This window comes from Paenibacillus melissococcoides, from assembly GCA_944800085.1.
GTDB classification, from domain to species: domain Bacteria; phylum Bacillota; class Bacilli; order Paenibacillales; family Paenibacillaceae; genus Paenibacillus_B; species Paenibacillus_B melissococcoides.
The window spans coordinates 553025-577553 of sequence record CALYLO010000001.1 but is presented as its reverse complement, the minus strand read 5'-3'; the positions used below and the strand labels follow the sequence as shown (position 1 = coordinate 577553).

The 24529-nt window shown below is 55.0% G+C and carries 23 protein-coding genes, 1 tRNA gene and 1 pseudogene; 10 read left to right on the top strand and 15 right to left on the bottom strand.

The genetic code is table 11. The features are described 5' to 3' along the window. Positions 1-200: 200 nt before the first annotated feature. Positions 201-277 (top strand) — tRNA-Arg (locus tag OCY70_RS02700). A gap of 215 nt (positions 278-492) precedes the next feature. Here OCY70_RS02700 and OCY70_RS02695 read toward each other — a convergent pair. Continuing rightward, a pseudogene (locus OCY70_RS02695) lies at positions 493-1652 on the bottom strand (IS110 family transposase). Between the two features lie 487 nt (positions 1653-2139). Between OCY70_RS02695 and OCY70_RS02690 the strand changes: the two are divergent. Next, the gene (locus tag OCY70_RS02690) at positions 2140-2442 is read left to right on the top strand and encodes a DUF4870 domain-containing protein (RefSeq protein WP_213426202.1); all 303 of its coding nucleotides are present in this window, start codon (positions 2140-2142) and stop codon (positions 2440-2442) included. Positions 2443-2513: 71 nt separating this feature from the next. Here the strand turns inward: OCY70_RS02690 and OCY70_RS02685 are convergent, their stop codons facing one another. The 3 genes from OCY70_RS02685 to OCY70_RS02675 all read right to left on the bottom strand — a co-directional run bounded on the left by OCY70_RS02685 (position 2514) and on the right by OCY70_RS02675 (position 3443). After that, the gene (locus tag OCY70_RS02685) at positions 2514-2654 is read right to left on the bottom strand and encodes a hypothetical protein (protein ID WP_213426201.1); all 141 of its coding nucleotides are present in this window, start codon (positions 2652-2654) and stop codon (positions 2514-2516) included. A gap of 66 nt (positions 2655-2720) precedes the next feature. Next, positions 2721-3068, bottom strand: a complete 348-nt coding sequence (locus OCY70_RS02680; protein ID WP_213426200.1) for a carboxypeptidase — start codon at positions 3066-3068, stop codon at positions 2721-2723. Positions 3069-3095: 27 nt separating this feature from the next. Beyond that, positions 3096-3443: a hypothetical protein gene (locus OCY70_RS02675; RefSeq protein WP_249724448.1), complete on the bottom strand. Its 348-nt coding sequence runs from the start codon at positions 3441-3443 to the stop codon at positions 3096-3098. Positions 3444-3594: 151 nt separating this feature from the next. On the opposite strand from OCY70_RS02675, the gene asnB reads away from it, so the two are divergent. Continuing rightward, on the top strand, positions 3595-5442 hold the full coding sequence (gene asnB, locus OCY70_RS02670; protein ID WP_213426199.1) for an asparagine synthase (glutamine-hydrolyzing): 1848 nt from the start codon (positions 3595-3597) through the stop codon (positions 5440-5442). Positions 5443-5582: 140 nt separating this feature from the next. Here the strand turns inward: asnB and OCY70_RS02665 are convergent, their stop codons facing one another. From OCY70_RS02665 to OCY70_RS02650, 4 genes are all read right to left on the bottom strand, one after another. After that, positions 5583-6878 carry a homocysteine synthase gene (locus tag OCY70_RS02665; protein WP_213426198.1) on the bottom strand — a complete coding sequence of 432 codons (1296 nt, stop codon included), beginning with the start codon at positions 6876-6878 and terminating at the stop codon, positions 5583-5585. Positions 6879-7058: 180 nt separating this feature from the next. Further along, entirely contained in the window at positions 7059-7724 is a 666-nt protein-coding gene (locus OCY70_RS02660) for an XTP/dITP diphosphatase (RefSeq protein ID WP_213426197.1), read from the bottom strand. Continuing rightward, positions 7721-8494, bottom strand: coding sequence for a ribonuclease PH (gene rph, locus OCY70_RS02655; RefSeq protein WP_213426196.1), 774 nt, complete (start codon positions 8492-8494; stop codon positions 7721-7723). The genes OCY70_RS02660 and rph overlap by 4 nt, the downstream gene beginning before the upstream one ends. Positions 8495-8578: 84 nt before the next feature. Beyond that, on the bottom strand, positions 8579-9649 hold the full coding sequence (locus OCY70_RS02650; RefSeq protein WP_249724442.1) for a GerMN domain-containing protein: 1071 nt from the start codon (positions 9647-9649) through the stop codon (positions 8579-8581). 239 nt (positions 9650-9888) lie between these two features. Here OCY70_RS02650 and OCY70_RS02645 point away from each other — a divergent pair, with 239 nt between their 5' ends. Continuing rightward, positions 9889-10458: a phosphatidylglycerophosphatase A family protein gene (locus OCY70_RS02645; RefSeq protein ID WP_213426195.1), complete on the top strand. Its 570-nt coding sequence runs from the start codon at positions 9889-9891 to the stop codon at positions 10456-10458. Positions 10459-10943: 485 nt separating this feature from the next. Here the strand turns inward: OCY70_RS02645 and OCY70_RS02640 are convergent, their stop codons facing one another. The 6 genes from OCY70_RS02640 to OCY70_RS02615 form a co-directional block, all read right to left on the bottom strand. Continuing rightward, the gene (locus tag OCY70_RS02640; protein ID WP_213426194.1) at positions 10944-11960 is read right to left on the bottom strand and encodes an MBL fold metallo-hydrolase; all 1017 of its coding nucleotides are present in this window, start codon (positions 11958-11960) and stop codon (positions 10944-10946) included. A gap of 145 nt (positions 11961-12105) precedes the next feature. Then, complete coding sequence (locus OCY70_RS02635) at positions 12106-12840, bottom strand: class I SAM-dependent methyltransferase (RefSeq protein ID WP_213426212.1); 735 nt, start codon at positions 12838-12840, stop codon at positions 12106-12108. A 464-nt stretch (positions 12841-13304) separates the two neighbouring features. After that, complete coding sequence (locus OCY70_RS02630; protein ID WP_213426193.1) at positions 13305-14027, bottom strand: ThuA domain-containing protein; 723 nt, start codon at positions 14025-14027, stop codon at positions 13305-13307. Positions 14028-14148: 121 nt separating this feature from the next. Next, on the bottom strand, positions 14149-15117 hold the full coding sequence (locus OCY70_RS02625) for a sugar phosphate isomerase/epimerase family protein (RefSeq protein ID WP_197260259.1): 969 nt from the start codon (positions 15115-15117) through the stop codon (positions 14149-14151). Between the two features lie 85 nt (positions 15118-15202). Then, positions 15203-16285: a Gfo/Idh/MocA family protein gene (locus OCY70_RS02620; RefSeq protein ID WP_213426192.1), complete on the bottom strand. Its 1083-nt coding sequence runs from the start codon at positions 16283-16285 to the stop codon at positions 15203-15205. Positions 16286-16373: 88 nt separating this feature from the next. Next, positions 16374-17132: a sugar phosphate isomerase/epimerase family protein gene (locus OCY70_RS02615; protein WP_213426191.1), complete on the bottom strand. Its 759-nt coding sequence runs from the start codon at positions 17130-17132 to the stop codon at positions 16374-16376. Positions 17133-17340: 208 nt separating this feature from the next. Here OCY70_RS02615 and OCY70_RS02610 point away from each other — a divergent pair, with 208 nt between their 5' ends. From OCY70_RS02610 to OCY70_RS02585, 6 genes are all read left to right on the top strand, one after another. Then, positions 17341-18198: an AraC family transcriptional regulator gene (locus tag OCY70_RS02610; protein ID WP_213426190.1), complete on the top strand. Its 858-nt coding sequence runs from the start codon at positions 17341-17343 to the stop codon at positions 18196-18198. Positions 18199-18570: 372 nt separating this feature from the next. Then, positions 18571-19776 carry an IS4 family transposase gene (locus OCY70_RS02605; protein ID WP_261944567.1) on the top strand — a complete coding sequence of 402 codons (1206 nt, stop codon included), beginning with the start codon at positions 18571-18573 and terminating at the stop codon, positions 19774-19776. A gap of 587 nt (positions 19777-20363) precedes the next feature. Continuing rightward, a complete protein-coding gene (locus OCY70_RS02600; RefSeq protein ID WP_213426189.1) occupies positions 20364-21221 on the top strand; it encodes a MurR/RpiR family transcriptional regulator in 858 nt (285 codons plus the stop codon). 10 nt (positions 21222-21231) lie between these two features. Continuing rightward, complete coding sequence (nagB, locus tag OCY70_RS02595; protein WP_213426188.1) at positions 21232-21960, top strand: glucosamine-6-phosphate deaminase; 729 nt, start codon at positions 21232-21234, stop codon at positions 21958-21960. After that, on the top strand, positions 21953-23137 hold the full coding sequence (gene nagA / locus OCY70_RS02590) for an N-acetylglucosamine-6-phosphate deacetylase (protein WP_213426187.1): 1185 nt from the start codon (positions 21953-21955) through the stop codon (positions 23135-23137). The genes nagB and nagA overlap by 8 nt, the downstream gene beginning before the upstream one ends. Before the next feature lie 479 nt (positions 23138-23616). Then, positions 23617-23880 (top strand): hypothetical protein, encoded by a 264-nt coding sequence (locus OCY70_RS02585; protein WP_249724440.1) that lies wholly within the window; start codon positions 23617-23619, stop codon positions 23878-23880. 254 nt (positions 23881-24134) lie between these two features. Here OCY70_RS02585 and OCY70_RS02580 read toward each other — a convergent pair whose 3' ends face one another. Continuing rightward, a complete protein-coding gene (locus OCY70_RS02580; protein ID WP_006288225.1) occupies positions 24135-24359 on the bottom strand; it encodes a helix-turn-helix domain-containing protein in 225 nt (74 codons plus the stop codon). Between the last annotated feature and the right edge of the window lie 170 nt (positions 24360-24529).

The following is a 24529-nucleotide window of genomic DNA, read 5'->3' as shown; positions in this document are numbered from 1 at the left end:
ATATCTCCGCGCCAGCGGCAAGAAGGTGCTAATTTACCGTTGCGGATCCTCCGCCGGAAAGAGCGGAACGGGAACTGATCATCTCGTCCAATCAGAGACTTGCTCCTATTTTTTTTCTCATTTTTTTCGGATTAATGGTTGCAGAATCAGAGAATTTTTGATACAATCATCAATGTTGCAAAAACAGTTTTATCTTCTTTGTCCCAGTAGCTCAGCTGGATAGAGCAACGGCCTTCTAAGCCGTCGGTCGGGGGTTCGAATCCCTCCTGGGACGCCAGTTCCTTGAATATCCATCATACATATTTTAGCGGAACGCTCGCAATCCTTGCAGGATTGCCGAGCGTTTTTTTTCTGTGAAAATCCAAACGCACTCATGAACGATTATCGTCTTTAAAAAGCAGCAATTTTCTGAGAAATGACCATAAGATGCCCGGTCCACCTTCTTTGAAGGGGCCTTGTTTAAAATCGCTATGTTTCGTCAATGCTGTAAGGTTAGTTGATCTGCATGAGTGGTGCTTGTGGTCCACCTTCGATGTAAATTTGTTTGTTCTTCAGCATGTGGTAAGCAATGATAAGTATCTTACGTGAAATGGCAATGCAAGCTTTTTTCTTTCCTCGTCGTGAAGCAATCTTCCAGAACTTTGTTGCCAAGACCGTGTTTCGTGAGCGAGCGATTGCCCAAGACGCTTCGCATAGTGTCACTTTTGCATGAGGATTGCCTTTTACGCTTTTTGTACTTTTTTTTTGCCTGCACTCTCGTGGTTGCCGGGTGCTACGCCAGCCCAAGAGGCAAGGTGATCTGCGGATGGAAATTGCTCCATATCGGCCCCGATTTCTGCAAGGAGTGCTGCAGCTGTTCGTTCGCTAACACCTGGAATGGTCTGAAGCAGTTCGTACTCCGTCCGATAGGGCTCCAAGTGATCGTTAATTTCGGCTTCCAACCGAGCAATGGACTTCTCTAAGTATTCGATATGCTCCCAACAATCTTTAATCAATCGAATTTGATGCGGGGTCATCGTGCCAAAAAGAGAGTCAGTAACTTCACTTTTTTTGTTCTTGATCGAACCCTTGACGCTCGCTTCAACATCTTCCGCGTCAACGTAACCTTTTTCGATTAAGCGTTGCAACAAACTGCGCCCGGATACACCGAATACGTCTGAGATGACACTGCCTAGCTTGACGTTACCTGCTTCAAGATACTTCTGGATTCGGTTTTTCTCCGCTGTTAGGGAGCCGATTCGTTTTTTTCGAAGTCGGCAGAGGTCCCGTAGCTCCCTTAAGTCCTCGGATGGCACAAAGCTGGGCTCAATTAGACCGACTCGAAGCAGCTTCGCGATCCATTCGGCATCACAAACATCCGTCTTGCGGCCAGGAACATTCTTAATGCGCTGCGCATTCGCCAGTACGACGGTGAAGTAGCCTTCAAGGATGTTGTAGACAGGTTTCCAATAGATTCCCGTGCTCTCCATTGCGATGTGTGTAACGCCTTGGGACTCCAGGTACTTAAGCAGTTCGAAAAGATGTTTGGTCATCGTTCCAAAGGTTCGGATCTCGCTGTGGGCCTCCCCCGCAGCATCTGTGGTCATCACACAAACGACGATTGTCTCTTGGTGAACGTCCATTCCAGCACAGCGTTCAAGCAATACTTCCATCTTGGCTTCCCTCCATAACTGAAATACATGACGGCGGATGAATTCGAGCTTGAGCATTTTTCTGTTCGCGGTTCTCTGATTGGGCATACAGAGCCAGCACAGGTTTGTACACAGAACTCATCCTCAACAGTTTATTTGTCGGGGTTACACCACCATTAAAAAGAACGTGTTTCGCGTCATGTAGTAGCAGTATGGGAAATAGGTCCGACCACTAAACCCTCGCTATTTTCATGCTAGGTTTGCGAACGAGAGTTCATGAATGTTTATTTGTGATTCGTTTAGGTTCATTTTACCACGCCGCCGGAATTCATAAAAAATAAAAATGATTTTCCTGGCCTGGATGATAAAATCTTTATAATACCCGGCCGCCTCTTCCGCCGCCCATCGCGGCATCGCAGTCGCCTTCCGGGAATGCGGGTAATAGAATGAAGAAGGGCCGCGCACACTACGCATACGAACGAACGGATTCCGAGAGGAGGGAGATTCTATGGCAACACGTTATATATTAGCTTCTCTGAGCTATTTCAGCATCTTTTTTGCCGGAGTGATACTGCCGCTTATCATCATGCTTGTAACCAATGATGAGTATGTAAGAAGGCATGCGGGGCGGGCGCTGATTTCGCATATTTTGCCGTACTTCTTTATAGTCGTAGGGCTATTCAGCTTATTTGCCGTACATCCGTTTTTCAGCATCGGGATTATTTTGCTGTTGGGGGCAATCGCTTTAATTCTTGTCGTGTGGAATGTGTATATGGGGATACGGGTGCTGCGCGAAGGCCGTCTATTCTAAAGGATAGCAAATTGGGAAAATGGACGCCCGGTCCGCACGCCTTGCGTGCCAGGTCCGGGCGCTCGCGCTCCTTATTCGTAGCCGGATTTTCTCCCGCTGTCATCCCACGGATTTTTCTGGGCCGGATGCTTCGGGTTGCCCTTGATCACCGCATCGGCATGATTCGGCTGCTGCTGATACTTATTGCCCTTGTTCTCCTTGGCGCCTGCCATCGACTGTCACCTCCCCTCCTCAAATTCTCGCTCTCGAACTGTATAATTGTTCCGGGATTGATTTCGTTAATCCATCTGGAACAGATGGTCGACGGCATCCCTGACCTCCGCCGAGCCGAGTGCCGCATCCAGGAGCATATCCTTGCCGTTCACGTCCGCGCCCAGCGTGTCAGCCCCGAAATCCTCGGCCGCGAATTCTTCAAAAGCGATATGCATGGGATTGTCGTACCAATCCGTCTCATAGTCCGCATCGTTGCGCACGGCCCGGACCAGCTCATAGCCTCCGTTGCGGACGGGCGCGATATAAGCGAGGACCGGCGTGGCGTTCTCATCCGCCGGAATCATGCCGATCTCGGCGCACATCCGTCCGTCGATTTCGACCGGACGCCGGAATTTGGTCGCTTTCCATGTCATAGGTGCTTCCTCCTGTCGTTTCTCATCTTAATCAAGCATCTGTTCGATAAACCGTTTCGTTTCCGCCGTTCCCAATTTGTGAATACACATATAGACCGCATTCAGCCGCTGCTGATAAGGCATGTTCAACTTCTCTGCCGTCTCGACCGGAGCAATGATCAAGATGTTGTGGAAGATATCGGTCTCCGCTTCCCCCAACTGATCCATCAAGCCTTGGAGGTGCTGTATTTCCTCTTCATTGGCATCCACCTTGAACTCATAGCTTTCGGCTTCCGGGTCCGAAAATATAGTGCGCCGCTGGACCGACACGTACATTCTGCGCCGTTCCACCGCCATCCCCCTTTCCTGCTCCAGCTCCGCCTGCCGCGTTGGCACCGGCAATGTTCTGGAGTTTTTCTTTATCTTCTCCCGATGGACATACATCTTATGCTGTTTTTCGCATAACCATGTTATTATCTCAATCTTCCGATGAACCCGGTTCATCATTCTTCCGGGGAGAGATTGATGCGGAGAGGATGAACGTGACATGTGTGGAATTACTGGATGGATCGACTGGAAAAGGGACTTGACGCAGTACTCCGGCGTCTTGGAGCATATGACTGAAACGTTATCCGCACGCGGACCGGATGCCAAAGGAACCTGGATCTCCGGTCCATGCGCGCTTGGCCACCGCAGATTGTCCGTCATTGATCCGGAAAATGGCGCTCAGCCGATGATTCGCCATACGGAACAAGGGACCTATGCCATTACTTATAACGGGGAATTGTACAATACGAAGGAACTGAGAGATGAACTGGCCAGCCGCGGCTACCGCTTCCGGACCCAATGCGACACGGAAGTGCTGCTCGTCGCTTATCAGGAATGGAAGGATAGCTGCGTCGAGCGGATGAACGGCATTTTCGCGTTCGCGATATGGGACGATGCGGAACAGCGTCTGTTCATGGCCCGGGATCGGCTCGGAGTGAAGCCGCTCTTCTACGCGCGGGGGCATGGATTCCTCCTGTTCGGCTCGGAGCCGAAGGCAATGCTCGCCCATCCGGATATCGAGCCGGTGCTCAATGCGGAAGGCGTCGCTGAAGTATGGATGATCGGCCCCGCCCGGACACCCGGACACGGGGTATATCGCGATCTGGCGGAACTCCGCCCGGGACATACGCTCCGCTATGACCGCGATGGCGTCCGCATTCAGGCGTACTGGACGCTGCAGAGCATGCCGCATGAAGCAACCGCCGAGGAGACGGCGCAGCGGGTCCGCGAGCTGCTGGAGGATACCGTGGAGCGCCAGCTCGTCTCCGACGTGCCTGTCTGCACCTTCCTCTCTGGAGGCGTGGACTCCAGCGCGTTGACGGCCTTGACCGTCCGTCACTATGAACGCCACGGATTAGGCCAACTCCATACGTATTCCGTCGATTATGTCGATAATGACAAATTTTTCAAGGCTCATGCATTTCAGCCGAATGCGGACGGTCCATGGATTCAACGCATGGTCGAGACGCTTGGGACGGCCCATCATTGGATACAGATCGATACGCCGGATCTGGTCAACTCGCTGCAGCAGGCGGTGCGTGTGCGCGATATGCCCGGGATGGCCGATATCGACGGCTCCCTGCTGCTCTTCTGCGAGGAGATCAAGAAAGGCGCCACGGTCGCCCTCTCCGGCGAGGCGGCGGATGAAGTGTTCGGCGGCTATCCGTGGTTCCACCGGGAGGAAGCGTTGAACGCGGACACCTTCCCTTGGGCGCTGGCGACTCCGCTCCGCTCCAGCCTGCTTCATCCGGAGGTGGCGAAGCAGATTCGCGCCGAAGAATATGTCGCGGACCGGTATGCCGATGCGGTGCGGGAAGTGGCGCCCCTGCCGGGAGAAGATGCGCAGGCCGCCAAGATGCGGGTGATGTCCTATCTCAATATTACCCGCTTCATGCCGACCCTGCTCGACCGCAAGGACCGGATGAGCATGGGGGTCGGACTGGAGGTGCGCGTTCCGTATACGGATCATCGGCTTGTCGAATACGTCTACAATATCCCGTGGAGCATCAAGATGTATGGCGGCCGGGAAAAAGGGGTGCTCCGCAAGGCGCTGGAGGGCGTTCTGCCGGACGAGGTGCTGTACAGAAAAAAAAGTCCGTACCCGAAAACGCACAACCCGAATTATTTGCAGGCCGTGCGCCGGCAAGCGCTGGCGCGGCTCGACGATCCGGCATCGCCGCTGCATGAGTTCATCCAATCGGACCGAATCCGCGAGATCGCCGCATCCGAAGAAGCGAGCTCTCATCTTCCTTGGTTCGGGCAGTTGATGTCTGGCCCGCAGCTGTTCGCGTATTTGCTCCAAGTGGACAGCTGGCTGCGCGAATACAACATCAGGGTCGCCTGGTAACGGCAGAGTCTCAACAGTCAGCCTCCTCGCTCCCCGGCAAGAAGCAAAAAACACACGCCAACGGGTTCCTTGCCCCGCGGCGTGTGTCTTTGTATCGTCCGGATCCCGGCCAGACCGCACCAGCTATCCGGGTATGCAGCTTATTCGGATTGGCTTGCCCGGATCGCCTGATCCAGATCGTTCAAAATATCATCGATGGATTCCGTGCCGATGGACAACCGGACGAGGCCCGGCGTAACTCCGGCCGCGCGCTGCTCTTCCTCGCTCAACTGAAGATGCGTCGTGCTGGCCGGATGGATGATGAGCGACTTGGAATCGCCGACGTTGGCCAGATGCGACAGCAGCTTCACATGGTTGATCACGCGGCGGCCCGCTTCAACGCCGCCTTTAATCTCGAAGGTCAGAATCGCGCCCTGGCCCTTCGGCAAATATTTCTTGGCCAGCTCGTAGGAAGGATGGCTAGGCAGACCGCAATAGCTGACCGAAGCGACGGCATCATGCGCCTCCAGGAACTGCGCTACGCGGAGCGCATTCTCACTGTGGCGCTCCATGCGCAGATGCAGCGTCTCCAGCCCTTGAAGGAGCAGGAACGCGTTGAACGGCGACAGCGTCGCTCCCATATCGCGGAGCAGTTGAACCCGCGCCTTCGTGATGTAGGCGACCGGTCCGACCGCTTCCGTGTAGATAATGCCGTTATAGCTCGGATCCGGCTCGGTAAGGCCCGGGAACTTGCCTCCGGCCCAATCGAACTTGCCGCTGTCCACGATAACGCCGGCGATGGAGGTGCCGTGTCCGCCGATGAACTTCGTCGCGGAATGCACGACGATATCGGCGCCATGCTCGATCGGGCGGAGCAAGAACGGGCTCGGGAACGTATTGTCCACGATGAGCGGCAAGCCATGCTCGTGAGCTATGGCAGCGACCGCCTCAATATCGAGCAGGTCGCCCTTCGGATTGCCGATGCTCTCGGCGTACAGCGCCTTCGTCTTGTCGGTAATCGCCTTGCGGAAATTATTCGGATCGCTTGGATCGACGAAGCGGACGGTAATGCCGAGCTTCTTCAGCGTCGTCGAGAACAGATTGTACGTTCCGCCATATAGGCTGGAGGCGGATACGATCTCGTCGCCGGCTCCGGCAATATTGAGGATCGCGTAGGTGATGGCCGCCTGCCCGGAAGCGGTAGCCAATGCGCCAGCTCCCCCTTCGAGGGCGGCAACCCGCTTCTCGAACACCTCTGTCGTCGGATTCATGATACGAGTATAAATATTGCCAAACTCCTTCAGCGCGAACAAATCGGCCGCATGATCCGGATCACGGAACGCGTACGACGTCGTCTGATACAAAGGCACCGCGCGCGACAGGGTTGTCGGGTCAACCTCCTGTCCGGCATGAATCGCCAAGGTCTCTAATCCGTAAGAGCGGGGTGTATCCGTCATCGTCAACCATCCTCCTCGATATGTGTTGACCGTATTTTCTCATATTTTCCGCTCGTTGCCTAGTGTTAATCCATAGTATTCTTATCGAAAATATAAAAATAAATAAAAAAACCGCATCGCAGCAAGCGATGCGGTCCAAAAAAAACGGTCTCCGCCGATTCCCTTCCCCGCCTGAAACCGTCAGGCCGTCCCGGAGCGGAGCATATCCAGCATCCGGCGGATGGCTGCGCCGCGATGGCTGATGCGCTCCTTCTCCTCCGGCGCAAGCTCGGCCATCGTGCGTCCCAGCTCCGGGAGATAGAAGAGGGGATCATAGCCGAATCCATGATTGCCCCGGAGCTGGTCGATAATATAGCCGTCAGCGGTCCCGGCGGCCTCGACGCAGGACTGCCGCGCCGGATCGTACAACACGAGGACGCATACGAACCGGGCCGGGCTCAGAATGCGGCATCCGGCCGGAGCTTCCGCGTCCGCTTCCAGCGGAGGAAGCTTTCCGAGCTCCGCCAGCAGCTTCGCATTGTTGGCCTGGTCATCCCCATGCCCGCCTGCGTATCGGGCGGAGTATACGCCCGGCGCCCCGTCCAGCCGATCGACGCACAGGCCGGAATCATCAGCCAGCACCGGCAGCTTCAATGCCTCGGCCATCGTCTTCGCCTTTTTCAGGGCATTGGCCGTGAACGTGTCGCCATCCTCCTCGATGTCGGGCAGTTGCGGGTAATCGGCCATGCTCATCACGCGCTTGCCGATCGATTGGAAGGCAAGCTGAAATTCCTTCAGCTTGCCCTGGTTCTGTGTCGCGATAATAATCGTATCTTGCTGCGGTATCATGGCTTCCCCTGTGCTCATGGCTTCACTGTCTCTCCTTCGGCTGCTTGCGCTTGCGCGGTAATTTTGTCGGCGATCGGTCCTAACGCTTCCTTTTGCAGCTTGACGATATCCAGTATGCCCTTCTCCGCCACGGCAAGCAGATCATTCAGCTCTTGACGCGAGAACGGGCTGTCCTCGCCTGTGCCCTGCACCTCCACGAACTTGCCGCTGCCGGTCATGACGACGTTCATATCGACCTTGGCCGTCGAATCCTCATCGTAGTTCAAATCGAGGAGCGTCTTCCCTTGCAGGATGCCTACGCTGACCGAGCCCAAAAAATCGGTAATCGGGAACTTGGACAAATTGTGCTGGGTTGCGATCTTGTCCACCGCCATCGCCATCGCAACGAACGATCCGGTGATCGAAGTCGTACGCGTGCCTCCATCCGCTTGCAGCACATCGCAATCGAGCGTGAGGGTGCGTTCGCCCAACGCATGCAGATCGACGACCGAACGGAGCGCGCGCCCGATCAGCCGCTGTATTTCCATCGTGCGTCCCGTCAGCTTGCCGCGGGCCGATTCACGCTGATTGCGAACCTGGGTCGCCCGGGGCAGCATCGAGTATTCCGCCGTAATCCAGCCCTTCCCCTGGCCTTTCATGAACGGAGGAACCTTCTCGTCAATCGACGCCGTGCACATGACCCTCGTGTCGCCAACCTCGATGAGGACCGAGCCCTCCGCGTATTTATTCGTATTCGTCCGAATCGTAATCGGGCGGAGCTCATCCGCCTGTCGTCCGTTGCTTCTCATGAATTTTTGCCTCCTGACATTGCTTGTCGTCCGATAGGGAACATTTTCTTATTCTATCAAAGACCTTGGCGAAAATCACCTGTTCTACCCTTTCCAGGCCGGATTAATGACCGGCCGCGCCACAGGCTCCGAATAGTTTTTCTTATCGGTACCTTGAATATCCGCGTTGCCGTTCATCTTGATTCTCACCTTGGCAATGCCCTCCCGCTCGGTCAGCGACAGAACGACGGCCTTCAACAGCTCGGCCGGCACCGGCTCGCCCGCTTCGAACATCGTATCGGCCAGATCGACGGTCAGCGTATCGCCCTCCTGGGCAACCGCACTGACGGTCGTCTCCTCTGAGGCAACCCGCTCCAGCGTTTTCGGATTGAGCGGTCCCGCAATAATTTGCTCCAGCGTCGCTTCGATCGGATTGTCCGACGGCTCCACGAGGCGGGTCACGGGCACGAAGTAGGACTTGCCCTCCTCGCTGTAGCTGGAGAAATAAAGCGTCACCGGCATCGAGCGCAAATAATTGACCGACTCGGATTTCTCCACGTTGATTCCGAACTGGCGGTTCAACGGGGTATCCAGCGGCGTGCCGTTTTTCGGCATTTCATTCAATTTATGCGAATCCATCCACAGCTGAACGTTCTCTACGTCCGGCAGCGAGGTCATGGTCCACGTTATCGCTTCCAGCATCTGCCGCTCCTCGGCCGGCTCATAATTGGCGAACTCCTTCGATAGCTCCACAATCGCCAGCTTCTGATCCGGCTTCAGCGTCACATTCGTAATGCCTGTCCCTTGGGGAAGTACCGCCTCGAAACCGGCCGGAAGCTTGGCGCCGTGCAGCCCCTGCTTCACGAGCAGCTCGAGCGAGGCTTGCGCGAGGCCCTTCGTGTCTTCCGCATCCCATTGGTAAGAGATCGGGGCCAGATAGCCGTTCCGATCCCGCAGATAGACCGTCATGTTGGCGTCTGTCTGGGCATCCTCCTGCCCAGTGAGGCTGGTGCCGGGGGAACCCGCTCGGCCTTCCGCTTCCGCCATCATTCTTGCTTCGATATCAGTCGGAGGCGCGTCAATGGCCCCGTCGCCGCCCCCGCAGGCACTCAATAGAAAAGGGAGTGTCAGTATTACCGCCAGACTTCCTTGCCGCCAACCACCTGTCCGCCTCATGAGCGATACAACCTCCTTCAAGTTCGTTGCAGGAGACGGTGAAGTCTCCCCCCGTTTGTCCTATGTATACGAGCAGGCTGTCCGCTTCATGACAAGTTGTTGGACCGGATTTCGATGGCAGGCAGTTGCCGCCGTTTTTCATGGCCGCCAAGGAAGGTTATGGGTGAGCAGTGTCGAATACATAAGTGTTGTGACGAATTCGCACGCTATGGAAATGAACAAAAAAGAGGTGCTCAACGATGAATCAACCGACAGATATGAACCTGCCCGCCGATGCAAAAAAGCCTTATCGTCTGGACAGTGATAAAATCGAGAACGCCACTCGCGAATGGCTCCATAAGCGGGGGATTACGGTGGACCAGATCGCCGAGCTGGTCATGTTTTTGCAGCGGCAGTACTTCCCGGAGATGACGTTGGAATATTGCAAATATAACGTCGAGCAGGTGCTTCTGAAGCGGGAAGTGCAGAATGCCGTGCTGACCGGCATCCAGCTCGATATTTTGGCGGAGGAGGGCAAGCTTATTCCGGCCCTGCAGGAAATGATCGAGAACGACGAGAGCCTGTACGGCGTCGATGAAGTGTTGGCCTTCTCGATCGTGAACGTGTACGGCAGCATCGGCTTCACCAATTACGGATATGTGGACAAAATGAAGCCTGGCATTCTGCAGAAGCTGAATGACAAAAGCGACGGCCAGATCCACACGTTCTTGGATGATATCGTCGGGGCCATCGCCGCGGCGGCCAGCAGCCGCATCGCTCACCGCAAGCAGGCGGAGCGCGAGGAAGAAATGAAGGCGCTGGAGCCGTAACCCGCCGTTCCGGGCGTTCCGGAACGCCGCGCATGCGAACAAGAGCCCGGTTCATGCGAACCGGGCTTGAACGGCAGGGGCTATCCTAATGAGTAGTTTATAGCCGCAGCGAGACAGCCCCGCCCCCTGCTTCTCACAGCTCAGCCTGCTGAAAAAGCTGTGAACATGCAGTTTTCCTTTATGATGTATACTCCGTTGCACGAATTGCTGCAAAACCGCATCAATTTCAGACTATCCACTAGATCAAAGACAAAGATCAATGGAAAATAATGTACTTTCGCAGGAATTTATTCAAATAGCGGCTCAGATAGCGTAAATTGCTGCATTCAGGCAGGATTTCACTGCATCATCCATCTTCCGCCGTTTTGCCTGCCGCCGTTTTTCCCTCTCCACTATCTCTATTCGCCCATGCCTCTGTTCGCCCGTGCCTCTGTTCACCCGTCGCCCCAAACTTGTTGCAGTGCCTAGGAGACACCCGCATTGCGTCAGCCGGAGCGGAAGCGGATGGGCGCGGATGCGGACGGGGGAGTCCGGCGCGCCTGTCCCCGCCGCTCCAGCTCCAGCAGATGAGCGAGCGCTTCCCCCATCGCGAAGCGGAATTGATGGATGGTGAGGCGCTCCGGACTGCCGAAGCATCCCACGCAGACGTCGTATGCGGTGCGCGATCCCTCCGCCAGCAGCGCCGCTATGGCTGCCAGCCGCTCCTCATGGTGGCGCAGCAGTTCGTCGATGCGGGCTGCATAATGGCGGAACGGATGGCGGTGCCCCGGCAGAGCCAGCTCCACCTGGAGGCTCCTCAGCCTCGCCAGGCCCTCCAAATACGATTGGAGCGGCTGCGGGTCGCTCCCCGGCATATAGCTCACATTCGGCGAAATCTGCGGCAGCACATGATCCCCGGCCAGCATCAAGCCGCTGGCGGCATGATAGAAGCTGAGATGCCCGGGGGCATGCCCGGCCGTCTCCATCACGTCCCAGGTCCGGCCGCCGAACCCGGCCTGCTCGCCGTCGCGGAGGAACTCCACCTCAGGCAGCGGCGCGACGAGCGGCAGGAAGCCGTCCATATGCGCCTCGATGGACGCGACGATCGGGGCCGGAACGCCATGCTCCGCGAACAAGGCCATCATCGCTTCGGCCATCCGCTGGCCCGGCCCCCACATGCGCAGCGCATGCTCCCACCCGGTCTCCGAGATCGATACCGGGATGTCCAGCTGCCGCTGCAGCCGCCCGGCCATCCCGAGATGATCCGGATGATAATGGGTCAGGACAATGCGGGCGACGGGTCCGTCGAGTTCGCCCAGCAGCGCGGCCCAGCAGGCTTCCGCCTCTTCGGTTCCCAGGCCCGGATCGATAATCGTATAGCCTTCCGGCCCGGTTAATATATAGCTGTTCACCCAGCGAAGGGAGTACGGAACCGGAATGCGCGCCTGCAGCACGCCGCCAACCGGACGATGAAGCTGGACCGGACGGTCCCCTCCCTTCGGCGTATGTCGGATATCGCTCATTTATGTATACCTCGCTTTCCTGCCCGGGAACTGACTCCGGGAGCGCTCTGCGGAAGCATGCGGCCAAAGCCCTCTTCCAGACGGTTCAACTCTGCCGTCAAAGACGGCGGAAGCCAATGTCCGGCGGTCACGGCCTAACGGCTCGCTACGGCCGGCGTCCAACCATAATCATGCGCTTGGACTGTCCCTCGTCATAGGCGGCGCCGTCATAGCCGCCATGGACCTGATCGATGACAAGCCCGGCCTCACCCATCATGATCCGGAAATCCGCCAGTTCATACAACCGGACACGTTCTTCATAGTGACGCGGCTCCCCGCCGGACGCATCCGTCAGCGTTATCTCCTTCTTGACGAAGCCGTTCTCGATGCGGCGCCGCTCCTCGATGCGCGTCCCGCCGTCCACCCGTTCCGAATGCGGCACCAGATGCTGCCGGACATAGGAAGGATTGAGAAAATCGACGATAAAGCGGCCCTGCGGCTTCAAGACGCGATAAATCTCCTGAAAGACGCGGGCATTGTCCTCATTGTCCGCAAAATAACCGAAAGACGTAAATAAGTTCACGACCGCATCATATGGTCCGTCCACAGGGAGCTCTCTCATATCGCCGCGGAGAAACTTTACCTGAGCGCGGGTGTCGTGCGCCCTCGCTTCCTCCAGCAGCACTTCGGACAAATCGACCCCGGTGACCCGGTATCCCGCTTCTGCCAGAGCCAGCGCATGTCTGCCCATGCCGCAGCACAAATCGAGGATCGATGCGGACGCCGGCAGCCGAAGCCACTCCATCATCCCGTGCACTTCCTGCGTCGCGCCTTGAAAATCCCGGTGGCGGTATACGAGCAAATAATCGCGGCCGAAGCTTCGTTCATACCATTCTGTCACTGCAATCACCTCTACTATTCTATACCTCATTGTAACGGCTGCATCCGCTTTTGCATAGATGTGCCAGCTACGGGTCCGCCCGCCCGTCTGTCCTGACCGTTCGGGATAGCGGAGGTGTAGCTCCATGCAGCCCCAGCCAGCCAATCCGGGAACGTCAGACAGCGGCGCTCCGGCCGCCAACAGCCCAAACCCCTCCGCTTTCCCATCGGGGTTCGCATAGGTGCCGTTTACTTCGGCAGCGCCCGGATCATGCTCCATACATCTGCAGCGGATAGAGCGGATATCTAGCCTTCAATCCGACCATGCTGATGCCTGCGGTCATCTGGCGCTGGAGCAGCGCGCAGGCGGCCATTGCCGGATTCATCCCGGTTCAGCAAAAAAAGCCCCGGGCGGAAGGAACGGAGCTTGTCCTTCTCTCTGCCCAGGGCATTCATTGGCATACCAAAATGGTATCTTTCTGCTATTCAGTTCATCGGTTCCAGCGGCTTCGCATTGCCGTAATTCGGATAGGCCCGCTTCGTCGGCGCCGCCCACTCGACCGCGTTGGCGATGACCCGCTTCACGTTCTCGTTGTAATACGTAGGATACGTTTCATGACCCGGACGGAAATAGAATACCTTGCCCATGCCGCGGTGATAACAGCAGCCGCTGCGGAATACCTCGCCGCCCGTGAACCAGCTGACGAATACCAATTCGTCCGGCTGAGGAATGTCGAAGTGCTCGCCGTACATTTCCTCCCGCTCCAGCTCGAAGTATTCCCCGATGCCTTCGGCAATCGGATGGTTCGGAGCTACGACCCATAGCCGCTCCTTGTCATTCGCTTCGCGCCATTTCAAATCGCAGCCTGTTCCCATCAGCTTTTTGAAGATTTTGGAGAAATGGCCCGAGTGCAGAACGATAAGCCCCATGCCGTGCAGCACCCGCTGGTGCACGCGCTCCACGATGGCGTCATCCACCTCGTGGTGAGCCATATGCCCCCACCAGATAAGGACATCGGTATCGTTCAGCACCTCTTCGGTGAGGCCGTGCTCCGGCATGTCGAGAGTAGCGTAGCGGATATCGTAACCCGAGCCCAATCCCTCCCCAATCGCCCGATGAATGCCCTTCGGGTACACTTCGGCGACTTTGGGATTGTTCTGCTCATGCCGGTATTCATTCCAAATCGTTACTTTGCGTCGCTGTGTCATTGTTGTCTGCTCCTTTCGCGTCCCGCAGCGCCCGCCATGCATCGGGTTGATGACGGGCTTGGGGACCGCGCCTCCCATCTTGTATGTTGCGATGCTCCGTTGCGCAGCCTGTTCCGGCGGCTTACACCCACCACATCTCGCCGAGCGGCTCTTTCATCAGCAGCGGCTGCAGGTTTTGCACCGCTTTGGTGAAGCCTTCGTCGATGGACATCAAGCCGTCTTCATGCTCGATGCTGACGACATAATCGTAGCCGACCAGACGAAGCGCGCTGACGATATCCGCCCACGTCTTCACGTCATGCCCATAGCCTACGGTACGGAACTGCCATGCCCGATCGAGCATCATCGTGTACGACTGCATATCCGTAACCCCATGCTTGTTCACATTGATCGGATCGATGGTCGTATCCTTCGCATGGAAGTGATGAATCGCATTTTCCTTGCCGAGAATGCGGACCGCCTGCACCGGATCGATGCCCTGCCACCACATATGGCTCGGATCCAGGTTGGCGCCAATCGCTTCGCAGGTCGCTTCACGCAAGCGAAGCATCGTCCCCGGGGAGTGCACGGAGAACCCGCCGTGCAGCTCCAATCCGATCTTGACGCCCCGATCCTGGGCATACTTGCCGACTTCCTTCCAATAAGGAATGATCTTCTCGTTCCATTGCCAGTCCAGAATCTCCTGGTAATCGTTCGGCCATGGCGCTACCGGCCAGTTCGGATACTTCGCGCCCTCGTGATCGCCAGGGCATCCGGAGAAGCCGTTGACGACCGGCACGCCCAGCTTCGCCGCCAGATCGATCGTCGCCATGAAATCGTCATGGTATGCCTTGGCGATATCCTTCTGCGGATGGAGCGGGTTGCCATGGCAGCTTAGCGCGCTGATGATCAAGCCCCGGGACTCGACCGCTTCCTTGAATGCCCGCTGCTTCGCTTCGTCAGCCAGCAGCTCGTGCGGATTGCAATGCTTGTTGCCCGGGTAGCCTCCTGTTCCGATTTCGACCGCTTCGACTCCTTTGGCCGCTACTGTATCGAGCGCCTCTTCCAGTGACAATTGTCCATACAGTACCAAAAATACGCCTAGTTTCACGTCGCTGCCTCCTTCAGTTATGCTGATTCCTCATGAATGTGTTCGCCGTCCAAGCAATGGCTTAAATCGGCTGTCCAAGCTAGCCTTAGTCGAAATAGATGGCTTTGCCCGTACGGGACGATTCGTAAATGGCCTCCAAAATTTCCGAAACGACGCAAGCCTGCTCCGGCGTTACGACAGGCGTCTTATCCTGCTCAATCGCTTCGATCCAGAGGCGCATCTCCAGATCCGGAGCGTTCTCGGCCTCCCCGTCATAGAAGTCTACGCCGCCGGCGGTCAATTCGATCTTCTGGTCATACAGCCGGCCGTACTTCTCGCCGTTGATGTTGAGGCCGTTCCACATGTCGGCTCCCGCCTCGGTGCCGCACAGCGTGCACTTCGCTTCTCCGGACTGCGCCACGTTCAGCGCCCAGCTCGATTCCAGTACGATTGTGGCGCCGTTTTTCATGACGATCATGCCGAAGGCGGAATCCTCGACCTTGAATTTCTCCGGATCCCAGGAGCCCCACGCGTTGGCCGCGTTCGGACGGCTTCCGAGCTTGTGGAAGGAAGAGCCGAGCACAATCTTAGGCTCGTAGTTATTCATCATCCACAGCGTCAGATCAAGCGCATGCGTGCCGATATCGATAAGCGGGCCTCCGCCTTGCTTCTCTTCGTCGAGGAACACGCCCCACGTTGGAACGGCGCGGCGGCGAATCGCATGAGCTTTGGCATAATAAATGTCGCCCAGCGTTCCGTCCTCGCACAGCTTTTTCAAATATTGGCTGTCCGAGCGGAAGCGGTTGTTGTACCCGACCGTCAGCTTCTTGCCCGTGCGCTTCGCGGCCTCGACCATGGGGCGCGCATCCGCCGCCGTCTTCGCCATCGGCTTCTCGCTCATGACATGCTTGCCGCTCTCCAGGGCGGCAATCGTAATCTCCGCATGGGAGTCGTTCGGCGTACAGACGTGAACGATGTCGATGCTGCCGTCTTTCAGCAGCTCCTTGTAGTCGGTATATACTTTCGCGTCTTCCGCGCCATATTTCGCCTTGGCTTCTTCCGCACGCTCCGGAATAATATCGCAGAAGGCGACCATCTGCACATTGTCCAGCTTCTTGAGGCTTGGCATATGCTTGCCGTTCGCGATTCCCCCGCAGCCGATAATTGCGATCTTGTAGATGTTAGACATATTCATTCTCCTCCTGTAGGCGTTGTTCGATATAAGTTCGTTGGCACTGCCATTTGCATAAGATGATTGAAGGTTCTATACGACAGTCTTAGCAGCCCAGATTGTTCTTGATCCATTGTCTGCTGTTGCGGATGCTCTCCAGGCTCGGACGCTGGCACTCATCCTGCTCGACAATAAGCCACTCCGCTCCGGCTTCCTTCGACGCGCCGGCAATGGAGACAAGATCGAGCTCCCCTTCTCCCAGTTCGACAGTAAGCGGGCGTCCCTGGTCATCGCGCCGCAGATCTTTATAATGAACCAACGGAATTCGTCCCTTATAGCTTGCGATGACGCTAAGCGGGTCGTACCCGGCATACTGCACCCAGCAGACATCGAGCTCCGTGAAGAGCTTCTCCGCGGGAACCAGCCGGAACAAGGTATCGAATACCGTATCGTTACCGAGTTTTCTCGTAAATTCGAAATCATGGTTATGATAACCAAGCTTAATTCCATGCTCAGCAAGGCGGCCGGATGCGTTCGCCAGCTGCTCTGCCGTATGCAGCAGCGCTTCGAGAGAGTTGTACCGCGCTTCCTGAATTCCCGGGCACGCAATGTACCGGTTGCCGATCGCCGTGTTCATCTCGATCTGCTCGTCGAGGTGGCCGATCAGCTGCTCGATGCTGACATGGGACCCTGCCGCCGCAAGATTCAGCCGCTTGAGCGCGTCCGCCAGTTCTTGCGACTTCAGTCCGCCGTAGCCGGCAAATTCAACGCCTTCGTAGCCCATCTCCGCGATTTTTTCCAGCGTGCCGATGAAGTTCTTTGCGGTCTCGTCTCTCACCGTGTAAAGCTGCACTCCGATTTTCATGGACCAAGCACCTCTTTTAAATTCAATATTGGATAGGCTGCCTTATTCATTCGCCGCGCATTCCTCTGAAAAGGTTTACATCGGACTTCATTCATTGTGCCACATTGTATCCGGGCTGTGAATGAAGGATATCTTTTTTACATGAACAATCTTGCTATTGTCTGATATAATCGATATATACGACAACCTGAAAAATAGGGGGATTCACATGTCTCAGTCCAGTGAACCGCGGCAGGACATCTCCTTGCTGTTCGCCGGACATGCCCGGCACAGCAAAGCAATGACGCTCGTCATTCCCGACCTGAAGCACTACCTGGTCCGGATCCAGCTGGAGGGCAGCGGCCACACGTGGCTCGACGGAGGGTACCAGGAGTTGAAGCCCGGCGATCTCCTGATGCTCGGCCCGGGCGAGCATTATGATCTGAAGATTGGCTACCGCAATCCCGAGGCATCCGATCCGCTTCGCAAAGTGCACAGTCTCGACTATTATATGATTCTGAACGGCCCTTGGGTCGAACAATGGTGGGCGAAGCGCGAGCGCCCCGGCAAGTCCGCAATCGGCATCGACGACCATCTGCTGTCCCTCTGGCGCGAGATTATGCAGGAGCAGCGCCTCTTCGGCTCGATCAAGGTGAACGATATTGTCAAGCATCTCACCTTCGCCTTCTTCGGCATGCTCGAGCGGACGCTGACGGAACGGACGCATCCGTCCTTCGTGAACATGAACCGGACGGCGCAGCTTGCTCACAGCATCAAGCAATATGTCGAAGCGCATGCGACCGAGCCGTTCTCGCTCCAGGATGCGGCCGAGTCCGTTCAACTGAGCGTCTCGCGGGCATCCCATGTGTTCAAGGAGACCTTCCAGCAGTCGATTATGGATTATGCGATCCAGGTCCGGATTACGCTTGCCTGCGAACGAATCCTGCATGGCTACATGCCGCTGGAGCAGATTGCCGAGATGTGCGGTTTCCAGAGCTATACCTATTTCTACCGCACCTTCAAGAACCGGATGGGCTTATCCCCGCGCCAATTCCGGGATCAGCGCCAGCTCACCGCAGAATCTTAAACGCTTGCTTTGCCTGCCGGCAGATCTTACATGGGGCTCTTACATGGCATTGCAACAAGCTTGGGGCGACAGGCTAACAAGATGGTAAAGGCAGGGAAACCCCGGGGGGCGAAGCGGCGGAAGAGAGAGGAAGCAGTGTAATCCTGCGTGGATGCAGCAATTTTCGCTCTTTAGTCCGATATTTGATGAAATTCCTGAAAAAGCACAGCATTTTCCACTAGCATTGCACCAAACCTGACATGAAAATATATTTCTCATTAATGACTTTTTCTTCAATTTATTGATCGATTATATCTGGTAACTCATAAAAAAATCTCCTAATGTTGAAGGATAGGCATGTTACCCAATCCCTCACCAAAAGGAGAAAAGACCATGGGTACTATACCAGATCAGACCGTCATTTGTAAATGCCTAAATTTGATTCAGCTCTCGGACGACGAATTCCCAATCTTCAATTATCGACGAAAGTTTACACTCGTGAGAGCGATCAAACTACTCATTGATGCTCAATTGAATAAACGCACGGACCTCGAAGATATCTGCAACGCGTTGCGTGCGAACGAACAGCTGCAGCAGGCGATCCACTTGAAATCCATTAGCGCTTCCCAACTCGTACGTACACTCAGAGCGTTGCCTTTACCGGTGTTGCAGCAGCTATGGATTCAAGTGACACAACGTTTGCAACAACTTTATCCGAAGCAGGGTATCCCCGGCATCGGGAAACTGAGCATTGTCGATTCAACGGTACTTACACTCCCTGATGTCGCTGGAAAATGGGCCTACTGCTCCAAACACAGCAACGGGGTAAAGATCCACACCAAACTTGCTGTTTGCGACCCGGATACCGTCTATCCCGAAAACATTGTTTGTTCCACACGAGGCGTTGCTGACAGCGAAGTGGCTTTGGATCTGGTGATCGATAAAGATGCCATTCATGTTTTGGATCGCGGGTACATCACATATGGTCACTATAAGCAGTGGCTGGATGATAATCTACGCTTCGTGGCACGCATTAAGAAAAGCAACAAGACGGCGATCATCTGCGAGCACGAGATCGATGAAACGACGCCTGTGGTGCGTGATGCTGACGTGATCGTGAGCTACAAGGATGAAGAAGGCCATGTGATAGAAGCCCAGCTCCGGTTAGTGGAGTATACCGATGAGAAGAACCGCCAGTACCGTGTGCTTACGAATGTCTGGGATAAGTCCGCAGCCCAAATCTGCGAGATTTATCGGCGCCGCTGGATGATTGAATTATTCTTTAAATGGATGAAGCAACATATGAGCTTAGTCCATTTGTACAGTTTCCATCCAGAGGCAGTATGGAACCAGATTTTTTTAGCCTTCATCGCATATGGTTTAGTCATGTTGGTCCGGAAGGAGGCTGACACCACTCAAACGCTATGGTCATTTCTAAAGCTGCTTCGGGTCTATATGAATAAAACGTGGGATCAATTTTTGATGGCACTGCACCGCAAACCAACCAAGCACTCGAAGGGCAGGCGGAAGAAACGAAAGGGTGGTCGACCACGAAAACACCCAAAGCAATGTAAGACCGTTAAAGTGGTGATTAAATAGGTAATAATGGCATATTAACATTTGATGGTAACATGTTCCTATGGTTTAGTAGGAGATCGACTTTTGGCTTTGCTAGGAAAAAAGAAACTGTAAATATATATAAATAATGATTATTAGTTCCGTATCTGGAGTTTAAAGTCTTCTTCATGTCAGGTTCTATGCAACGCTAGTGAGCATTTTCATTGATTTTGTCTTTAATCTAGCTAATCATCCGAAATTGATGCGTTTTTACAGCAACTCCTGTAACAGTGCACACGTCATAAAGGAAAACTGGATGTTTGCAGGTTTTTCCGGAAGGCTGAGCTTCGAAAAGCAGGGACGGGGTTGCCTCTTTGCGGTAAAAGCGACTTAGAGGACAGCCCCTTTCTTATTTCCCTATAGCGATAGAACGACTTTACATAATTTCACAATACCTTGCCCCGTCCCGGATTCGAGCAACAATTCGATATATTTGTGTCTTTCCTTCCGCTCGCCTTGTAATCTCTTTACCGATTGACTATGATAAGAGTGAAATAATAATTTTCATATCATAGCATGAATTCATCAAAATTTTTTTCATTCTATCTGACCGTAAAAGGATGATTGGTTTGTCCACAATATTGCAGGCGATCCGGCAAAAGTTCGAAGAATATCACCCCCAGGAGCGGAAGGTAGCCGATTACATTTTGCAATTTCCGGGAAATGTAGTGACGATGGGCATTACGGATCTGGCCGAACAGTCGGGCACCTCGCCCGCGACGGTGACGAGATTCTGCAAATCGCTCCTCTTCCGGGGATATCCCGATTTCAAGACGAAGCTCGCTGCCGACCTGGCCCAACGGAGCGTTCCGCTCACCTACCAAGACATCATTGCAGGCAATCCGCTGCCAGACATCATTGCCGCTATCGAGACCAACCATATCCGCTCGATCTCGGATACGACCGGGTTATTGGATCTGGAGACCTTGGAGCAGGCCCTGCAGGCGCTTCTTCACGCCCGGCAAACCGATCTTTACGGCATGGCCACTTCCGGAATTGTGGCGTTGGATTTTTATCAGAAGCTCATTCGCATCGGCAAGCAGGCATCCTGCTTCTCCGACCCGCATATGCAGATTACATCGGCTTCCCGGCTCGGACCGGGGGATGTCGCGTTCGCCATCTCCTATTCCGGCGCGACGCCGGAGACGATCGAGGCGCTATTGTGCGCGAAGGAACAGGGGGCGACCACCATTTCCTTGACGAAGGTGGGAGCGAACCGTCTCGCCTCGCTGGCGGACATTCGTCTTTTCGCTTCCTCGCTGGAGGAGGGCATCCGGCGCGGCGATATGGCCTCGCGGATCGCCCAGCTCCATATCATCGACATTCTGTTCGCGGGCATGACGAGTGAGCAGTTCCACGAGCGCATTCCGATGCTCGAACACTCGTACCGGATGGTGCGGAAGTATCGTAAAGCTAAAGGGAGGTAACACCGACACAATGAACATTTTGACGTTCGAGACCAATGAAGAATTGAACCAGAACGGGGCCGCCATTATTGCGAGCCTCGTGCAGACGAAGCCCCATTCCGTGCTTGGCCTGGCAACGGGAAGCACGCCGATCGGCATCTATCAGGAGCTGATCCGGCTCTGCGGGAAAGGATACGTCAGCTTCAAGCAGGTCACCTCGTACAATCTGGATGAATATGTGGGTCTGCCTTCCGATCATTCGGAGACCTACCGCAGCTTCATGAACAAGCAATTATTTGATCACATTGACATTGATAAAGCGAATACCCATGTGCCTGACGGCAATGCAGCCGATCTGGAAGCAGAGAGCAAGCGCTACGACAAAATGCTCTCCGACGCCTCCATCGACCTGCAGCTGCTGGGCCTGGGCCATAATGGCCATATCGGCTTCAACGAGCCTGACCGCCACCTCCAGAGCGGCACGCATGTCGTTACGCTCAAGGAAGAGACGCGCCAGGCGAACAAGCGCTTTTTCAACTCGATTGACGAAGTGCCTACGCACGCGATTACGATGGGCGTCGGCTCCATCCTGAAGGCGAAGATGATCATGCTCGTCGTCCGCGGCGCAGACAAGGCGGATATCGTTCACCGCGCGCTGACCGGCCCGATTACGACGGATATTCCGGCTTCTCTTCTTCAGACCCATCCGAACGTCGTCGTATTACTCGACAAGGAGGCGGCAAAACATTTCCATGAATAAGCCAACATTTACGGTGAAGCAAGCCCGCGTCGTGACGCCGAACGGCATCCTCACGGATGGCGTCGTCCGCGTCGAGGAAGGGCGCATTGTCTTCATCGGGACACCAGGACAACTGTCGGATCAAGATCGCGTATGGCTTGACGAGGCCATCGATGCCGAAGGCGGGTATCTGCTGCCCGGGTTCATCGATGTGCACGTGCACGGCGGCTTCGGCGCCGACTTCATGGACGCGACCGCGGAAGCGTATGATACGATTACGCGCTTCCATATGAAGCATGGCACGACGGCGATGCTCGCCACGTCCATGACGCAGTCCCGCGAGGCCCTGGACAAGGTCGTCGCGGCAGTCGACGGTTATATGAAGCAGGATATGCCTTATGCGCAGCTGGCGGGCCTTCACCTCGAAGGGCCATTCGTCAATCCGAAGTACAAAGGGGCGCAGAACGAAGCCTATATGCTCGATCCGCAAATCGAGTGGCTGGAAGCATGGGATAAGAACCATCCGGGCGTTATGAAGCAGTTGAGCCTCGCTCCGGAGAGGCAGCATGCCATCGAAGCGATCCGCTGGTCGCGGGCTCACGGCATCAACGTGGCGGCGGCCCATACCGACGCGTCATTCGAGCAGGTGACGGAGGCGGTCAATGCCGGCCTGAACCAAGCGGTGCATACATTCAACGCCATGTCCCCGGTCCATCACCGCAATCCGGGCGTCGCCGGCGCGGTCCTCACCGACGATCGGATTACGGCCGAAGTCATTGCGGACGGCCATCACGTGCACCCCGCTTGCATCAAGCTGCTCTCCCGCTCCAAAGCGCCGGGCAAGCTCGTGCTGATCACGGACGCGATGTCCGCGGCGGGCATGCCGAACGGAGCTTACGAGCTGGGCGGCCTCCCGGTCACCGTAAAGGACGGAGTGGCCCGGCTGACGGAAGGCGATTCGCTGGCCGGCAGCACGCTGACAATGATCGGCGCCGTCCGCTTCGTCATCGAGCAGGTAGGCCTGTCCATCGAGGAAGCGTCCCGCCTCGCGAGCATCAATCCGGCGAAGCAGCTTCGCATCGATGACATCACCGGCAGCATCGAAGTCGGCAAGCAGGCCGATCTCGTCTGGACCGACCGCGATCTGAACATCCGGCGAGTCTGGGTCAAGGGCCGCAGCCATATGCAGCAAGCCTAAGCCCGCATCAAATTTCCAGCTATTATCCAGGGGGTGTCTCACAGGCACTGCAAAATGATGGAGATGACGAGGTAACAGAGAATGTGGATGCGGGAAAAACGGCGGCGCGCAAACCGGTCGAAGATGGATGAAGCAGTGAAATGCTGCGCGGATGCATCAATTTCTGCTCTTTCAGCCGCTATTTGATGAAACTCCTGCAATAGTACATGATGTGCATCGATTTTTGTCTTTTATCGATTGGATAGTCAGAAATTGATGCCGTTTTGCAGGATTCCTTGTAACGGAGTACATGTCATAAAGGAAAAGTGTAGTTTTGCAGTTTTTCGGCGAGTCGAGCTTTTGAGAATCAGGGGGGCTGTCTCACTGTAGTGAAATACTACTTTTGGGACACCCCCTTCTCTATGCAGATTTCACCTAGTTCCAATTCGTCCCATTGATTATGGTAAACTTAATCTAAGCAATTAAAGGATGAGGTGACGATGATGAAATGGATAGAGATTACGGGGGCACTTCCGGAACGCTTTGTTCTGGTCGAAGCGATTAAGGCTAGTTCAAATAATCGAATGCGCTATCTGGAAGATTTATCGGTCATTCAAGAGTATGATAACCCTCAGGAAGCTTGGAGCGGGTATAAACATTTTCACAAACTGCATCCGTCGCGTGAATTATATATCTTTCATACCAGCCGAACCGATGTAGAAATGGTTGAAGAATTTTTCTCGGGGATAGGGCGGCCATCATGAGGATTCAAATTTAGCACCCAAAAAACTCCGAACTGGTGGCATACATATTTATAATATAGCCTTACTGCATCACGCTTTGCTGACAAAAAAATTAGCGTCTAACTGCCAGACCCTATATGCGGGCAGCCGGCAGACGACGCTGTGATCTATTGAATGCAAGCCGTAGCGACTTGCTCATTCAAGAACTTCTGTCCTTGGGTAAGGTGCTGCGGCAGGAGCAGAAGTCAACAATGGTCAGGGCGATGGGCTTATCATCAGATTTTTAACTCCCCAAGCTTAATCAGTTCGACAACCGCTTGCGACCGACCTTTCACATTTAATTTTTGCATCACGTTGGAGATGTGGTTTCGGACTGTCTTCTCGCTAATGAACAGCAGTTGCGCGATGTCGCGGGTCGTTTTGTCTTGAACAAGCAATTCAAAGACTTCGCGTTCACGGTTCGTTAACAGGAACTTGCTCTTGTGATCGCTACCCTTCAAGTGTCACCCCTCCTTGCCCGAATTTTTGTTATTTAACAAGGTTAAGGGATACAGTCAAAGTTATAGTATGAAGGGCAATCTCACTTGGTGCGGTGCTTCTCAAAAATGGGCCTATCCTCTGCGTTCCCCGTCCCTTTTGCATAAATTCGGACCAAATGCTGCATGATAAG

Excerpts from the sequence above, each read along its gene's own strand:
- OCY70_RS02690 (WP_213426202.1), top strand. The coding sequence starts at position 2,140 with ATGGCAACACGTTATATATTAGCTTCTCTGAGCTATTTCAGCATCTTT.
- OCY70_RS02685 (WP_213426201.1), bottom strand. The coding sequence starts at position 2,654 with ATGGCAGGCGCCAAGGAGAACAAGGGCAATAAGTATCAGCAGCAGCCG.
- OCY70_RS02680 (WP_213426200.1), bottom strand. The coding sequence starts at position 3,068 with ATGACATGGAAAGCGACCAAATTCCGGCGTCCGGTCGAAATCGACGGA.
- asnB (WP_213426199.1), top strand. The coding sequence starts at position 3,595 with ATGTGTGGAATTACTGGATGGATCGACTGGAAAAGGGACTTGACGCAG.
- OCY70_RS02665 (WP_213426198.1), bottom strand. The coding sequence starts at position 6,878 with ATGACGGATACACCCCGCTCTTACGGATTAGAGACCTTGGCGATTCAT.
- OCY70_RS02660 (WP_213426197.1), bottom strand. The coding sequence starts at position 7,724 with ATGAGCACAGGGGAAGCCATGATACCGCAGCAAGATACGATTATTATC.
- rph (WP_213426196.1), bottom strand. The coding sequence starts at position 8,494 with ATGAGAAGCAACGGACGACAGGCGGATGAGCTCCGCCCGATTACGATT.
- OCY70_RS02650 (WP_249724442.1), bottom strand. The coding sequence starts at position 9,649 with ATGAGGCGGACAGGTGGTTGGCGGCAAGGAAGTCTGGCGGTAATACTG.
- OCY70_RS02645 (WP_213426195.1), top strand. The coding sequence starts at position 9,889 with ATGAATCAACCGACAGATATGAACCTGCCCGCCGATGCAAAAAAGCCT.
- OCY70_RS02640 (WP_213426194.1), bottom strand. The coding sequence starts at position 11,960 with ATGAGCGATATCCGACATACGCCGAAGGGAGGGGACCGTCCGGTCCAG.
- OCY70_RS02630 (WP_213426193.1), bottom strand. The coding sequence starts at position 14,027 with ATGACACAGCGACGCAAAGTAACGATTTGGAATGAATACCGGCATGAG.
- OCY70_RS02620 (WP_213426192.1), bottom strand. The coding sequence starts at position 16,285 with ATGTCTAACATCTACAAGATCGCAATTATCGGCTGCGGGGGAATCGCG.
- OCY70_RS02615 (WP_213426191.1), bottom strand. The coding sequence starts at position 17,132 with ATGAAAATCGGAGTGCAGCTTTACACGGTGAGAGACGAGACCGCAAAG.
- OCY70_RS02610 (WP_213426190.1), top strand. The coding sequence starts at position 17,341 with ATGTCTCAGTCCAGTGAACCGCGGCAGGACATCTCCTTGCTGTTCGCC.
- OCY70_RS02605 (WP_261944567.1), top strand. The coding sequence starts at position 18,571 with ATGGGTACTATACCAGATCAGACCGTCATTTGTAAATGCCTAAATTTG.
- nagB (WP_213426188.1), top strand. The coding sequence starts at position 21,232 with ATGAACATTTTGACGTTCGAGACCAATGAAGAATTGAACCAGAACGGG.
- nagA (WP_213426187.1), top strand. The coding sequence starts at position 21,953 with ATGAATAAGCCAACATTTACGGTGAAGCAAGCCCGCGTCGTGACGCCG.
- OCY70_RS02585 (WP_249724440.1), top strand. The coding sequence starts at position 23,617 with ATGATGAAATGGATAGAGATTACGGGGGCACTTCCGGAACGCTTTGTT.